This is a genomic window from Photobacterium kasasachensis (genome assembly GCF_050336885.1).
GTDB lineage: Bacteria > Pseudomonadota > Gammaproteobacteria > Enterobacterales > Vibrionaceae > Photobacterium > Photobacterium kasasachensis.
On sequence record NZ_JAKJSH010000004.1, the window covers coordinates 683963 to 699976 of the forward strand.

Genomic DNA, 16014 nt, shown 5'->3' on the forward strand with positions numbered 1-16014 from the left:
GGCTATAGAACCTTGCATCGCGAATGGTGGATCACCATTCTGGTTTAAAGGCTACCCACGCGTCACTGATGCAATCTTAACTGGGCCGCACAGTCACCCATATCGCTATTTCGGTATGACTTCGAAGAAGTCAATGAGCGATATGGGTAACGTGCGGCATCGAGTTGATTGCCCCAGTACTGAGAACTCTTCGAAGGATTATGCCGCGCTACCAGCTTTTCCTCAGTTCTGCTTCCAACGCCCTTTCCAACTGAACACTTTATTCCTGCTACAGGCGGGGCTTAACTATGTTTAATTCAAATTCAACCAATCAGAACAACAACGACGATTTGATTCAGGAACCATCGCCGAAATTAACTCGCCAACAAATATATGATCGTATTCGTAAATCGAGTAAAGACGAATATATTCTGAGTGAAATGATACGTCTCGGATTCTGGAAAAAAGATGAGTCTAAACCCGGCTTAACCGAACAGTTCATTGATAAACGCGCCAAACTTCACGCTAGACTAAGGGAACTGACTCAACTTAACCAACTCTACAGCAACCCGCTGGAAGCTCTTAAAGCCATGCATAAAGAGCGCAAAAAAGTCGCTCTTGATAAACGGGAACAGACCCGTATTCATCGCAACAAGAATAAATATGAAAAAGCGTTGGCCTGGCATGAAAGGCAAAAACAAGAGTTTACTTTTCTGGGTGATGCGGTTTCTGGCGGACTACAAAACAAAGCATCTGAAACGACTCAACTGAAATCACGTAATCTGCCTGTTTTTCAGTCTATCGGTGCAGTAGCCGAATCCATGGGGATCACTGCTGGCGAACTACGTTTCCTCTGCTACCAAAAAGATGTATCGACTGTGAGCCATTATCAGGATTTTACCATCAGTAAGAAAACCGGTGGTGAACGGCTGATTTCAGCTCCGATGCCTCGAATGAAAAGGGCACAGTACTGGCTACTCGACAATATTTTAAACCAGCTTCCAACCCACACAGCCGCACACGGTTTTGTTAGCGGGCGCAGCATCGTCACTAATGCTCAACCTCATACAAAAAAAGAGGTCGTCATCAACCTGGATTTAAAGGACTTCTTTCCAACTATCACATATAAACGAGTCAAAGGCCTGTTCAAACAACTCGGATATAGTGAAGAGCTGGCTGTTACTTTTGCGCTGATTGCAACTAAAGCAGAAACGCAGGCACTGGATATGGATGGGAATACCTGGCACGTTGAACAAAGTGAACGCGTACTTCCCCAAGGATCACCTTGCAGCCCGGCTATAACAAACCTTCTGTGTCGACGCCTAGACGCTCGACTCCAGGGCATGGCTGATAAGCTTGGCTTCACATATACCCGGTATGCAGATGACCTGACTTTCTCCGCCAACGAAACCGATAAAGTCCAGTCTCTATTATGGCGATGCCGGCAGATCGTCTCGGATGAAGGTTTTGAGCTTCACCCAAATAAAACCCGGGTAATGCGCCGGCACCAAAAACAAGAGGTAACCGGTGTCGTCGTCAACGATGGATTATCTGTTGATCGGAAAACACTTAAACGCTTCAGAGCAGTCATTCGCCAAATTGAATTGGACGGCCCTGAAGGCAAGCAATGGGGTGTCGGTGAACTATTTCAAAGCCTGGCAGGCTATGCGAATTTCGTGGCTATGGTTAATCCCGAAAAAGGAATACCACTGCAGAAAAAGCTGATTCACCTCAAGCGCCAATACAATATTTCCGTCCCTCGAGGAAAAGTAACCGAGCTAAATAAACGATTGTTCAGGCTAAAGGCCGCCAAAGGTGAAGCCCCACGAGAAGACTGGTGGCAACCGACGGAAAAACCGGCTCCGGTTCTTGAACTGACTAAAAAACAGCTAGAGGAACAGAAAAAACAACTGGCTGGCAACTCTAACAATACAAGTAACCAAATATCAGAACTCAGCCAACACACTGATAGCAATGAGCCCCAAAACCTAACTACAACCTTTTGGGTTAAGCTGGTATTACTATCTCCATTACTACTTATTGGGTTGCTACTAAGAGCCCCACTAAAAATAAAAGTGAGTATAGGGCTTGGTGTTTTGCTGGGTTATTTATTCTACCTAGCCTAATTATTGTCAAATACTTTCAGATAACCAGCACCAACAGGCTTATCCTAAAAAGGTAAGCCTGTTAGTTGTTTTTGCAGTAACAGCCATTACTGACGAACTAAACCTCAACAACTACCTTACCGGTTGCCAGGCCGCTTGAAAGGCGAGCATGAGCCTTTCCGACGTCAGTCAGCGAATAAGCATTGTCATCCAACACAGGACGCAGTTCTCCGGCCTCTGCAATTTCAGCCAGCTTAGCGAGTATTTGACCGTGCTCCTCACGCTTATAGTTGTGAAGCATTGGAATAAGCATAAAGACGACATGCAAAGATAATCCCTTGAAGTGAGCAACCGACAAGTCCAACTCCACCATAGAGACAGTTGTTGCGACCTGCCCATTCAAACTTGCCGCCTCAAACGAGTTAGCCATATTGGCACCGCCCACGGAATCGAAAACAACATCAAAGCCGGCACCTTGCGTATACTTGGCAACGTAATCAGCAACCGCCTCCGTTTTATAATCGATCCCCTGTGCGCCTAGCTCTTCGATTAAAGCCAGGTGCTTTTCACTTCCGGCTGTCGCGTAGACATCAGCCCCAAAGTGCTTTGCCAATTGCAGAGCAACATGACCCACACCGCCAGCACCACCGTGAACAAGCACTTTCTGGCCTTCGCTGATCCCTGAACGGATCAAACCTTCGTAGGCAGTAATACCAACAAGAGGCAGTGCAGCCGCTTCGCGCATTGACAGGTTCTTCGGCTTACGGGCGATCAGTTTGGCATCGGCCAGCATGTATTCCGCCAGGCTACCCTGGAGATCGGCCAAGCCACCAGCACAACCATACACTTCGTCCCCGGCCGCATACTCGGTCACTCCCTCACCGACGGCTTCCACGGTTCCGGCAAAGTCCATACCCAGTACAGCCGGCAGTTCGGGTGAAAGCGGCAGTTCCTTACCCATTTGGCGGATCATCGTATCGACGGTATTGACGCTGGTAGCAGCAACACGCACCAACACATGACCAGGTTTGACTTCTGGTGTAGGAAGCTCGGCTGGCTCAAAAACTTCCGGACCGCCAAAACTGTTAATAACCATTGCTTTCATGAATAAACCCTCTGCTTGATTGACGGGTTAAGTATAATTACCGAACCAAGAGTTGATAATCAGGCAAAAGGTATAATAAGTTTATAGCTTTCATTGATAATCAAAGATAGAAAAGATGAATATTGAGCACCTAAGGCTATTTGTCCGGCTATCCTCAACCCACAACATCAGTTTGGCCGGCCAGGAGCTCGGGTTATCTCCCGCGGTCGCAAGTTCGCATATCAATAAGCTTGAGCAGGCACTCGGGGTACGCCTGGTGCATCGCACTACCCGAAAAGTCTCGCTGACCGAAGAAGGAGAGGCTTTTCTTCCTCACGCCGAGGAAGTGCTTTCAAGTGTCGAGGCTGCAAGAGCATCGGTAGGAGTGGGAAGCGCATCGCCAACAGGTACCCTGAGAGTGTCTGCTCCCGCATCGTTTGGCCGGATGCACCTGATCCCAGCCTTGAAAGGCTTTTTGTCCCTCTATCCGGGATTGACGGTCGATTTTCGCTTTTCGGATTCGATTGTTGATCTGGTCGAAGGCGGGTTTGATATTGCGATTCGTAATTCCGAACTGAAAGACTCCACCTTAATTGCGCGCAAGCTGGCTCCCGATCACCGGATCATCTGCGCCTCGCCAGACTATCTCACCCAATTTGGCCAGCCAGACTCGCCGCAGGAATTAGGCAATCACCAATGCCTCAACCTAATTGGTCTTGAAAACTGGGGCTTTGATACCCCTCAGGGGCGCATCAATGTCAAAACAAAAGGGTGTTTTCGGTCAGATAACGGTGATGCGATCCGGGATGCCTGTGTCGACGGACTGGGGATCGCAATGAATTCTACATGGAGTGTGTATAAGCACTTACAACGAGGCGAGCTTGTTCAGGTACTCAAAGAGTACCCGTTTGTGTCTGATACCGCGCTCTGGGCGGTGTATCCCAGTTCACGACTGTTGGCCCCCAAAGTCAGAGCTTTTATCGACTATTTCGCCGACTATTTTGGCAATCCAACCTATTGGGACCAGCAACTAGGCAACTCTGTCGAGTACTGACTCAATCGCAGAGACAACATCCTGTGACTTCTGATCATTCAGCGCATCAGGATGTGGCGAGCTAAAACGGCCGATATCATTATCGAAATACAGCCCGGATGCAGTCGCGAACTCGTCTGACAAAGCGGCACGGCAGAGGATATCGGCACCGATCTTGATGTCTCCACCCGCCACGCCGAAAGCATCTTTGACCATTTTACTGCCAAGCATAGAAGCTGGATTGACGGCAACAATCACCGGGCCGTCGCCATTAAGCGATTGCGCCATGCTGCGCGTCCACATAGTCAGCGCCAGCTTGCTTTGCGCGTAGGCTTCACCGTCTGTGAGCTGTGCTTTACCAATCAAGGCCTCTGTATTCACCGGTGCCTGGGCGGCTGACGAGAGGTTGATAACCCGGCCCGATGACCCGAGCAAAGGAGCAAGTTGCTGTGTCAGCAAGTAAGGCGCAATGGTATTGACCGCAAAGCGCACATCCAGCCCATCCTGGGTAACGGTGTTGGCAGTGCTATACACGCCCGCATTGTTAATAACAACATCTAGGTTCGGATGATGCAGGGCAATGGTCTTGGCAAAAGCGCTAACATCGGCGAGGGAAGAGAGATCACACGCATAGCTGTCAATCTTGCCGCTGCCCGGTAACGCCTTTAGCTTGTCTTCGGCATCTTTCAGTTTGCCCGGATTACGCCCGTGCAACAGCACATGATGCCCCTGCTCAACCAGCATTTTGACGGTTTCAAACCCGATGCCATCGGTCGATCCTGTCACTAGGATAGTTTTCTGCATGCTATATTCCTCCCTATTCCTCAATTGACGACAATAACTAGCTGTTTTTAGAAAATCCGCCATAAGGCTTCATATAGGCAGGGTTAAAGCAAGCCATTGCCAACTGAGATATAGATTAGCAGTACTTGTTTATGTTGATAATCAAGGGCAATAAAGAAACAGTTTAAAGGTTTTATATATAATTAGACGTTCAATAACATAACAGTACAAATTGCTAACTGACAGATTCAGTAAAGAGAATCCGTACCGTCACGCCTGCTTCATCAGTGTTATTCTGCAGGCTCAGGCAAGCATGGTGGGCTTCCAGTACCTGCCTGCATAAAAGCAACCCGATGCCGGAACCTTGCTTTTTCGTTGAATAAAAAGGAACAAATAGGTTATCGGGATTACTGATCCCACAACCATTATCGACAATCAACAGTTCCGTACCGTTTGTCACCTTGTTCCACGATACAGTAACCACGCCCTGCTGCTTGCAGACCGCTTCGAGGGCATTCTTGAGCAAATTGATAATAACCTGCTCAATCTGCACTCTATCTAGCATCAAGACAACCGAGGGGGATGTGATCAACCGAATTCGATTATCCGCCATCAGCACCATACATCCTCTCACCAGTTTTTCTAACTGAACGTCAGCCTTATTAGGAGCAGGCAAATGAGTTACATGACGATAGCTTTTGATAAAGGCTTCCAAACCCTTAGCTCGTTGGGAGATCAATGTCAGCCCCTCTTGCAAGTCCTCATCTCCCAACGGCGCCGTTTCGGTTCGCAAAAAGTCGCTGATGGTCGCAATAGGTGTCAGGCTGTTATTAATTTCATGGCTCAGCACCCTGAGTAAATTCTTCCACGCCTTAAGCTCCTCCTCCCGCAGCAACAGGCTGACATCGGTGATAAAAAAGAGCTGCTGGCGTTTTCCCTGATCGTAATAGTACTCATCAACCAGCTGCCAGCGACCTCTTTTGGCCGGAAAGGCATAGTCAACCGGCGAACGGCGATTCTGCTTAAACAGGGTATCCAGTCCAAGCTGCACACTGGACTCACCCACCAGCCCTTCTGGCAGCGAAAACAAGTGTTCAGCCTGCGGGTTCGCCCAGGTAATTTGCTGCTTGCCATCAACAGCAATGATTGCCACATTGATATTTTTCACCACCTTTCGCAGCAATAAAGGCGTGGATTGCTCGACCATTTGCTGATGGTGAATACGGTCTGCCAGCTCATTAATCGCCTCAGCAAAATGTCCCATTTCATCGTCATACTGATATCGGGCTCTGTGGGTACAGTCCCCTCTTGCCATCGAGTACAAAAGATTGCTGTACGAATTCAGCCTTTTGCTCAGCGTCTGATAGACAGAGCGGCTCAGTAACAAGGCAATCCCAACACCGAGCAGCGTCGCAATAACGATGAGCGGCGCGGGGATTGCGTAGCTCCACAACAACCAGGGCAGCATGATTAGCCCGGGAGCAGCTAGAAGAGTTTGCACCAAGACAAATTGAAAGAAAAAGCTTTTATTTTCTTTCACTTACAGACCAAACTTATCCAAACGACGATAGAATGCGCTGCGACTCAATCCCAACGAGCGACAGGCCGCCATCACATTGCCCTTGTTGGACTTCAAGCGCTGGGCAATCACATCTTTTTCGATCTCACTCAGTGTCATCTCTTCAAAACCCGGGGAACCGCTATCGGCCTCAGGGGCAATATCCCCCATCAGCATCAGGTGCTCTGGCTCAATCACACTACCGGCAATCAGCACGGCCCTTTCGATGGTATGGCTAAGCTCCCGCACATTGCCGGGCCATGAATAATCCAGCAATGCCCGCAAGGCCTGAGGACTGAGTTCAGCATTGGGCTTTTTGTACTTTTTCGCCGTTTGGGCAATAAACTGACGACAAAGCTCGGGGATATCTTCCACACGTTCTCTGAGACTTGGCAGCCTCAAAATAAGCGTATTGATCCGATACAGCAAATCTTGTCTGAAGGTACCATTGACAACCATGCCATTGAGATCGGCATTTGACGCGCAGATCAGTCTGAAATCAGCTTGCTGCGTCTTGCTCGCCCCAAGCTTTTCAAACTGTCGTTCCTCTAACACGCGTAGTAATTTCGCCTGCTGCGAGAGCGGTACATTGGCGATTTCATCTAAAAACAGTGTTCCTTTATCTGCGAGTTCAAAACGGCCAATTCTCTCTTCCCTGGCATCGGTAAAAGCACCTTTTTTATGGCCGAACATTTCGCTCTCGAACAGCCCCTCGTTAATGGCGCCCATATTAACGGAAACAAGCAAGCCATTCCGGCGTGACGATAGCTGATGAATATAATTAACCAGCAGACTTTTTCCGGTGCCGTTTTCCCCCAACAACAATATACTGGCATCCGTCGCTGACAACTGATGGATCTGAGATAGCAATGCCTGCATCGCGGCAGAATGGGCCACAGGCTGCGTCGGGTAATTTAGCCCTAACTCTTGCTTTAGTAGCTCATTCTCTTCGGCAAGGGTACGCGACTTGCGCTTTTGATCCATCAGCTGGCACTGGTGCTGCAGTACTGACACTAATCGCTCATTGTTCCACGGTTTTTCAATAAAGTCGCCAGCCCCTTTTTGCAAGGCGGCAACAGCCAGCTCAATACTGGCCCACCCCGTCATGACGACAATAGCAAGGTTTTCATCAACCGATTTAAGCCAGGGGATCAAGCTCAGTCCTTCCTCCCCCGACGTGGTATCTTTATCATAATTCAGATCCATCAAAATAAGATCGAATTGCTCTGTTTTTACGAAATATTCAATTTCCTGAATATTATTTGCAAATGTTAACTGATAATCCTGATGCTTTAATAGCATACGTAAGCCAGCAAGTATTCCGGCATCATCATCAGCTATTAATAACTTTTTTTCAGTCATAGCTTTTCCTCGGAAAAATACTTCCACTCTTATTCTTCACGTAATGCAATTGCTGGCTCTAGCCTTAATGCACGTTTAACCGGAATTACTGTTGCTATCATAATCACAACTGCGATCAGACTGGGTATAAGAATAAAAATCAGTGACATCGTCGTCATAGAGCCGACAAATAAATACAGCACTTGATAACAAATAAACAGGGCCAAGCCTAACCCTAACGTGACACCTATCAGTAGTTGAATAAAGCTTTTTCGAATAAAGAACAAAATTACCTGCCCTTCACTCGCCCCCAATGCACGCCGAATACCTATTTCCCTGACCCGCTGAGAAATGCTATTTGCCATCACACCATAGATACCCGTAGCAGCCAATAACAAAGCAACAGCACCTAATATCACAAATAACCTAGCACCAAAAACCATTCCGGCAATCTGCTTATCAAGCAAGCGTTCATATTGCATGACCATTGCCAGGGAAACATTCGCATCAAGCTCACGCATTATTGTATCAATGCTATTAAGCAGCTCTCGGCTGCTCCCATCATAGTCAATCACTGCATAATTAAATAGGGTAGAAAATTGTGAATTAGGTACGTAAATAGAACCGAGCTGTGAACTTGGCAAATACGGTGACCCATAGTCGACATGCGAAATCACGCCTATTACTGTTGCTACATAATCATCGGCAATGTCCATTAGATGGATTTGTTTACCGAGAGGAGATTGTTTTGGCCACAGCTGTTTTGCCAATGAATCACTGATCACCGTAACACGCTGGCTCTCTTGAGTGTCCCGATGATCAAATAACCGCCCGTATAATGTCCGAATACCAAATGACTCAAAGAAGTTGTTATTGGTGCTCACGGTATTTGCCAGCACTTTTTCCAGCTCATGCCGGGTATCCATTGCTTTGATAGTGCTCGCCCACGAAAAAATACCGGGCGCCGACGAGCCCAACGCAATATTCCTCACTTGCGGCAACGCTATTATCTCTCGTTCGACACTGCTCAGGAAACGGTATCGCTTACCAGGATCTACGTAACCTTCCCACGGCATATAAATGTTAAAGCTCAACATCTTATCTTGATCGAAGCGCGCGCTGGTTTCAGCCGCATTCTTGCTGTAACTGATCAACATAGAGGCAACAATCAATATAAACACCGACAGGATAACTTCGATACTCACCAGTATCCGGCTAAATCGCCCGGTATAATGATTGGTCGCCCCCCGGGAGCCATCACGCAGAATTTGATTGAAATCACGGCTGGTTGCTTTCCAGGCCGGCAAGAACCCCGATATAAAAATAGTCACAATCACGACCACCACTGTCGCAATGACGGTATCGCTATCAAGTTTGAAATCCCACCAGTAAATGGGTTTAGTAAAGCTGGCATTTGCCATTATTGAGGTTGTCAGATCCAGCGCCCAGGCAGCAATAAAGAGCGCGAAAACAGCACTGATCACACAGATGATAATGCTCTCCCACAACATCTGGCCGATTAACCTGAAGCGTGGTGCCCCCAATGCCATTCGAGTCGCAATTTCTTTGGCTCTTTCTGCCGATTTCGACAGCAGCATACTACCGACATTGATGCTCGCAAGGAGCAAGACCAATACGCTGACCCCGAGCAAGGCCCATACCGTCGGCATCATCTGCGGCGTAATGGCCTGCACCTGAAAAGTATCGACATAAGCACTGGTGCCATGGTTAGTTTCCGGGTATTTTATCGCCAGTGACGCCATGATACGTTGCACATCCTGATTGGCAGCCTCTATCGACACACCGTCTTTCAGACGGGCAACCCCGGCTAACGTAAAGCCGCTATCACGCTTGATATATTTGACACTAACAGGCAACCATAGATCGGCCGTCCCCGGAAATTCATACCCCTCAGGCATCACACCGACGACTTTCTTTCGATGGCCGTCGACATACAATACTTCCCCGATAGCATCAGCCCGCCGGGCAAAGCGTTCCTGCCACATGGTATAGCTGATTACAGCAACCGGTTCTGCTCCCTGCGCCATATCCTGAGTGTTGAACACCCGCCCGAGCACCGGTTTAACCCCGGTGAACGAAAAGCTATCTGCCTCTATCGCGATAACATGATTTCGCCGGGCCTTGGCGTCCACATCCACATTCGCCAGGTAGTAGGCATACAGGACAAAGTCCTCGAACGCATTATTTCGTTGCTTGATTTCCAAGGCATCGGCTTCCGGGATCCGCCCACCTATATGCCGCATCCCGTTTTGTAGCTGATCTATCACCACGACCTGGTCACTATCAGGAAAAGGCAGTGCCTTCAAGGCCAGTGTATTGATGAAGGAATACATATATATACTAAGTGCCAGCCCGGCGGTCATGACCAGTAAAGTAAACAGCGAAAACGCCGGCGCTTTCATCAACAACCGCAGCGCATACTTAAAATCAGTCCACATCTTCTATGGCTCCTACGCTACTTTTTCTGATTGTTGGTATTTGATATCAACCAATTTGCCATCGAACAGTTCAATCACACGATCAGTTAACAGCGCACTGGCCGGATCATGGGTCACCATACAAATCGTCGAGCCATCACGGTGAAGTGCCTTGAGCAGCTCCATCACGATGGCGGCATTTTTCGAATCCAGATTACCGGTTGGCTCATCGGCAAACACAATCGATGGCGAGGCGACGATGGCACGGGCAACAGCCACCCGCTGCTGTTGGCCACCAGAAAGCTGACCGGGAAAATGCTGCGAGCGATGGGCCATATCAACCTTAAGCAAGGCATCGTCAACTTTTTTCTTAATCTCGCCACGCTTGATGTCACTACGATAGGTAAGCGGCAAGGCAACGTTTTCCTCAACGGTTAAATCGCTGATCAGGTTGAATGACTGAAATATAAATCCCATCTTCTGATTTCGAATAACGGCTCGCTGCGAAGGTGATACTTTGGATATATCTTTCTCTTTTAATAAATACTTCCCTTCCGTATTGCTATCAAGCAAACCAAGAATAGAGAGTAGTGTCGATTTGCCGCAACCAGAAGGCCCGGTAATTGCCACGAATTCCCCGACATTAATACTGAGGCTAATATCGGATAATGCATGGGTTTCTAGCTCCTCGGTATAAAACACCTTGGTCACGTTATTAAGTTCAATAAGAACATTATTTCCCTTCATTTCTGTTCCTTAATAAATATTAATTTCCGCATAGCTTTGCCAAGGTGTGGAGTCAGACAAAATAACCTGATCACCGGGGTTTAACCCTTCTTTAATTAGGATTTGTGAGAGGGAGCCTGTTCCGAAATAAACATCATGGCGAAATGCGCTTTTTCCGTCCTCACTGAGCTTATAGACATTGTTCAATTGATCGGCCTTGGCATAAGTCGGACGCCTTACAAATAGCGCCCGATCAATTTGTTCGATGGCTATCTTTGCATCAATAGACAAATCGGGCCGGGCATCGGCAGGAAGAGGTTGGGCGAACATTACGTCTACTTTGACGATACCGTCATTCACCGACGGGGCAATCCGGCTAACCTTTCCCTTGATTAAATTGTTGCGGGTATCGACAGTCACAGCCTGATCCAGGCTAACTTGCCTGACTTGTGTTTCTGCAATATTCACTTGCGCGTAGAGCTGATCTTGCTGACCAATCAACGCCAGATTAGTACCGACACTGACCCGCTGCCCCAATTCCACAGGAATGTCTTGCACCACACCGTCAATAGACGCCGTAATTGTCAATGCCTCGACATCCTTGACCGCCCGTTGATGCTGCTGATGCAGACGTTGGAAATTAGCATTGGCGGCATGTACCTGCGCCTCAAAATTCTGACGCATCTTCTCAAGTCGACGGACTTCTATCTGCCACGCCAGCTGTTGCTGGGCAACATCCAGCTTAGATTGCTGGTAATCGATACGGGAAACGGTGCTATTGCCAATAGTCACCAGTTCGGTTTCAGCATCCAGCTTGAGGGCATTCTTGTCATAGCGCATCTTGGCAGCCAAAATCACGGTTTCCTGATCCAATAGCTTAGATTCAAGCAACACCTTATCCGCCAGATGTTTTGCCTCCATGGCTTTCAGCTCCCAGCCCAACTCTTCAACCCGCTGTGTTAATTGTGGATTGACCATGACAACTAACGTCTCGCCTTGCTTCACGAACGTGCCCGGCTTAACGTTTAACTGATCAACACGCCCAGCCACACGGGACGCCACCCAACGCTCATGAAGCGGTAACAGCACACCAGGTCCGCGCACGCTGACATTGAATGAACCATATTGGACTTCACCAATGATCAGGCTATCGCGATCAACATTAAAGCCTGCATATTGCTTGTTTATCTGCCGATAGCCCCACAGCGCCATCGCACAAAGCAGACCCGCAACCGGCAGTAACATCCAACGTTTAAACCGGCTTCGCTTCTTTCGTACTCTGTCCATCATCATCCCTCCTAAGCGATATAGAGCACAAAACAGGCCAATTTTTAAACTGTTGTATTTAAAATGATTTTTTGAGTTCAGTAGCTATAAGAAGAAAGTAAGCATCCCGCTAATGGGACGAGGTTTTCCCGATATTGGGACGATTTGCTGTAGGTGGCTGTGGCGAGAGTAATAAAAAGCCGCACCATTGCAGTGCGGCTTGGATTATATTTCTTTTCACCTTAGTCTACCTACTCAGCACACATAAGGTGTAACGATGGTCATGTAGCCATCATGAGGCTTCGCCACTCATTACGTTGAGTATGCCGTGTCCGATGCAGTCACTTCTTTAAATCGGACATCTTTGTCATTTGGCGAAGAAGTATAAATATCTTTTTTGTCACTTAACCAAATTGTAAGTCACTAAGCAATAAAGCACTTAGCTTTTCGCTTTGCCAATGTTGATTCACATCAACACCGACACGAAACTTGCACCCTTGAGCCATATGAATACAGCTTAATCCTCCAGAAGCTAAGCAAGAAACAGCTCATCACAAGCTTCATATTAAATATGGTATGAAAATCTGCTTTTCGCAAATTCAATTTCCATGAAAAGCTGTTTAAAACGTGACCTGCAGCACTTATTGACTGATTTCAAAATGGCGCTTTTTACCGCCAACCTGGTGTAAGATCCACCGTTACATCACAATCTCTTGAAAGTAGGAATAGAGGCTTAATGGTCGCAATAGGGAATGCGCTGAGACATGTGCCAACAGCACAGGCCGCACTGGCACTGGCAACAACAGGAACAGGCCTTGCGTGGTCTCTGTTTTTACCGGGCAGCGGAGAGGTGATCCGCGGTTTTTGTGCGTTTATCGGAGCATGCCTGCTGATGCCCGTACTCCTGAAATACCTGTTAAGCCCGCAGCGATTTATCCAGGATCTTCGTCATCCTCTCTATGGTAGCCTGATGGCGCCGATGACCATGACCATGCTGGTACTGGCTGATTATCTGTCGTCCATTCATATCGAAAGTGCCCGCTTGCTCTGGTATCCGGCCTTAATACTCCATTTTGCCATGCTGACCTACTTTTTCAGTTTCCAGATCCGCCGATTCCGCCTGACCAACCTGTACCCGAGCTGGTTCCTGTACCCAGTCGGCGCCATCAGCGGCACCCTTGCCGGCCCGCAGCTCGGACATACCGAGTTTGCGATCACCATGACCAATACCTGTGTCGGTATCTACTTTGTCATGTTGCCTCTGGTACTATATCGCCTCTGTTTTGCCGGACGCCTGCCCCGCCCGGCTAGGCCAACGCTGGCGATTATGGCGGCGCCTGTTAACCTGTCACTTACCGCCTACCTGCTCAACGTCGAACAGCCGGATCCGGTACTGACCGGCGCATTAGCCGGGGTCGGCATTACCATGACCATTTTGGTCTACCTGTGCTACTTCAATTTGCTTAAGCAACGCTTTCAGCCTTCGCTGGCTGCGGTCACCTTCCCTTCAGTCATTAGTGCGGTGGCTATTGAGCGACTGACCCAGTGGCTGGTCATTGATTTTCCTCACTGGGCCTGGCTTGGCAAACTGGGACTGTTTGAACTGACGGTCGCAACCGGGCTGGTCATGTGGGTGGGATGGAACTACATCGGGTACTACTGGCCGAAGGCAAGACTCACCAAGCAGCCTTCGACCTAAATCTTTGCTCTTTCCGGAGACTGGCTACACCAGCATCACCCCTGATTCATAACCTGATGCATCATCTCGATGCTGGTCTGGTAATAGGGGTTCCACGTCAGGCGGGCATGGTTCTTACCTGCCTCTGTATATCCCCAGCCAGAAAACCAGGTTTCAGCCCCCTGCAGACAGTCCAGGGTTTGCGCCTCAGTCTGACCGTTGTTACACACCCTCAGGCTACCCTCGGTACCGTAAAGTACATTATCGGGCGAGAACAACAATCCCATATGGGAGCCGTTACTGATCCGCTGCTGCGGCAGGTTCATGGTAAAGCTTGCCACCCGCTCACCGGTCGGTGGATTATCGCCATACCACACGAGCTGGCTTTTCGGGTGGGTAAAGTTTTGGCTGAAGATAGCCGACACTTTATCGGTATCAATCACACTATCGCCTTCGCTGACAGCCATAAAGACCGGCTTGGTATATTGCTTATTCTGCAATGCCTCTCTGACAACTTCTGAGGTTTGATAATAGACGGCTGCGCCATTTATCGGCAACGAATCATAGCGCGTCATGTTTGTCTCTTCATCGATATCAGCCCAATCGACGAACCAGGAGGCAATCGATGCAAAGCGAACTGTCTCACTCCTGGGTTTAAAGGCAGGCGAGAACAACAATAGCCCGGCAACATCGTCATTGCCAAGCGCTTCATGGGTTACCAAATTGGCACCAGTTGAATAGCCACCGAGCCAAACCTCACCCACTTCATCCGCGAGCAACTGCGTATGATGGCTGACAATCGACTGCCAGTCTTCGTAATCCGGCAGCATTAAGTCGGCTGGTTTACTACCATGGCCGGGCAACAAGACAGTGCGAACCAGATAGCCCTGAGCAACCAAATCCTTGGCAATATCGACATAAGAAAACGGTGAGTCACCCAAACCGTGGACCAGCAGCACCCCGCCTTTCAGAGGGGTATCCGGCTTGAGCTCAAATGGCATAACCAGTTCCAGCTCCTGCTGATGCTGATGCTGCTCGGTAATAAAAACCCGGTTACGCTCTAGCCAGTCGCGAGTTTGATCCAGGTATTCCTGAAAAGAGCTCTGCTTATAGTCGGCAAGCGCAGCCGACGGCTTCAGCATCGGATCGGCCGTCTGACCAATACAGCCCGTAAGGGTTAGCAATACAATACTGGTTGCTGCAAGTTTTCTAACAGCCATGATGGAAATACCTGACACTGAATGAGATTAATGACAATCATATTCATTACAAGATGAATACAATGTGAATATACCTCAAGTCAATAAAGGCGAAAAATAGGACTAGACGACTGGTCTAGTTTGCTTTACTCTTACCGCCATGAACGCACAAACGAATGAAACTCGCCAACATATTCTGGACACCGGCTACGCACTTATCGTCGCCAAAGGGTTTTCGAATGTTGGTCTGTCACAGCTGTTAAAACACGCCGAAGTACCAAAAGGCTCGTTTTATCACTACTTCAAATCCAAAGAGCAGTTTGGTGAGGCCTTGATCCAGGACTACTTTGCCAACTACCTTAAACGGCTTGATACCTTGCTGTTCAGTGATCATAACGGCACCCCTTACGATCGCCTAATCAGTTACTGGCAGCGTTGGGTCGATGTTGAAGATGGTGTCTGTGGTGCGCAGAAATGCCTGGTAGTCAAACTAACAGCCGAAGTCTCTGATCTGTCCGAGCCCATGCGTCTGGCGCTATTAGAAGGTGCCACGAGTATTATCTCGGCTATCCGCCAGTGTATTGATGACGGTGTGAAAGACGGCTCCATCACCGTCAGCGATAGCCAGGAGACCGCCCAGCTACTCTATAACCTATGGATTGGTGCTAGCTTGATGAGAAAGCTCACACAAGATCAATCAGGCCTGGAGCTGGCGATGAGAACGACCCAAAACCTATTGGTCGATAAAGCAACCCGCTAAACGACGAACGAAATCAAAACCCCGTCAGTATGATGACGGGGATTTTTTTAAACCATTACTAGAC

The 16014-nt window shown here is 48.5% G+C and carries 12 protein-coding genes; 4 read left to right on the forward strand and 8 right to left on the reverse strand.

Annotated elements, in window-relative coordinates; all coding sequences use genetic code 11:
- Positions 1-287 precede the first annotated feature (287 nt).
- Positions 288-2105, forward strand: coding sequence for a reverse transcriptase family protein (locus tag L4D19_RS02875; protein ID WP_428451101.1), 1818 nt, complete (start codon positions 288-290; stop codon positions 2103-2105).
- A gap of 97 nt (positions 2106-2202) precedes the next feature.
- Here the strand turns inward: L4D19_RS02875 and L4D19_RS02880 are convergent, their stop codons facing one another.
- Positions 2203-3189 carry a zinc-dependent alcohol dehydrogenase family protein gene (locus L4D19_RS02880; protein WP_428451102.1) on the reverse strand — a complete coding sequence of 329 codons (987 nt, stop codon included), beginning with the start codon at positions 3187-3189 and terminating at the stop codon, positions 2203-2205.
- Between the two features lie 115 nt (positions 3190-3304).
- Between L4D19_RS02880 and L4D19_RS02885 the strand changes: the two genes are divergently transcribed.
- Positions 3305-4222, forward strand: a complete 918-nt coding sequence (locus tag L4D19_RS02885; protein ID WP_428451103.1) for a LysR family transcriptional regulator — start codon at positions 3305-3307, stop codon at positions 4220-4222.
- Here L4D19_RS02885 and L4D19_RS02890 read toward each other — a convergent pair.
- From L4D19_RS02890 to L4D19_RS02915, 6 genes are all read right to left on the reverse strand, one after another.
- Positions 4199-5005: an SDR family NAD(P)-dependent oxidoreductase gene (locus tag L4D19_RS02890; RefSeq protein ID WP_428451104.1), complete on the reverse strand. Its 807-nt coding sequence runs from the start codon at positions 5003-5005 to the stop codon at positions 4199-4201. The genes L4D19_RS02885 and L4D19_RS02890 overlap by 24 nt on opposite strands.
- 214 nt (positions 5006-5219) lie before the next feature.
- A complete protein-coding gene (locus L4D19_RS02895; protein ID WP_428451105.1) occupies positions 5220-6524 on the reverse strand; it encodes a sensor histidine kinase in 1305 nt (434 codons plus the stop codon).
- A complete protein-coding gene (locus L4D19_RS02900; protein WP_428451106.1) occupies positions 6525-7904 on the reverse strand; it encodes a sigma-54-dependent transcriptional regulator in 1380 nt (459 codons plus the stop codon).
- Between the two features lie 29 nt (positions 7905-7933).
- The gene (locus L4D19_RS02905; RefSeq protein ID WP_428451107.1) at positions 7934-10342 is read right to left on the reverse strand and encodes an ABC transporter permease; all 2409 of its coding nucleotides are present in this window, start codon (positions 10340-10342) and stop codon (positions 7934-7936) included.
- A gap of 12 nt (positions 10343-10354) precedes the next feature.
- Positions 10355-11068: an ABC transporter ATP-binding protein gene (locus L4D19_RS02910; protein ID WP_428451108.1), complete on the reverse strand. Its 714-nt coding sequence runs from the start codon at positions 11066-11068 to the stop codon at positions 10355-10357.
- 9 nt (positions 11069-11077) lie between these two features.
- Positions 11078-12334: an efflux RND transporter periplasmic adaptor subunit gene (locus tag L4D19_RS02915; RefSeq protein ID WP_428451109.1), complete on the reverse strand. Its 1257-nt coding sequence runs from the start codon at positions 12332-12334 to the stop codon at positions 11078-11080.
- 715 nt (positions 12335-13049) lie between these two features.
- Between L4D19_RS02915 and L4D19_RS02920 the strand changes: the two genes are divergently transcribed.
- Positions 13050-14012, forward strand: coding sequence for a TDT family transporter (locus tag L4D19_RS02920; RefSeq protein ID WP_428451110.1), 963 nt, complete (start codon positions 13050-13052; stop codon positions 14010-14012).
- Positions 14013-14047: 35 nt separating this feature from the next.
- Here the strand turns inward: L4D19_RS02920 and L4D19_RS02925 are convergent, their stop codons facing one another.
- Positions 14048-15211: an alpha/beta hydrolase gene (locus L4D19_RS02925; protein ID WP_428451111.1), complete on the reverse strand. Its 1164-nt coding sequence runs from the start codon at positions 15209-15211 to the stop codon at positions 14048-14050.
- A gap of 139 nt (positions 15212-15350) precedes the next feature.
- Here L4D19_RS02925 and L4D19_RS02930 point away from each other — a divergent pair, with 139 nt between their 5' ends.
- Positions 15351-15950 (forward strand): TetR/AcrR family transcriptional regulator, encoded by a 600-nt coding sequence (locus tag L4D19_RS02930; RefSeq protein ID WP_428451112.1) that lies wholly within the window; start codon positions 15351-15353, stop codon positions 15948-15950.
- The last annotated feature ends 64 nt before the right edge of the window (positions 15951-16014 follow it).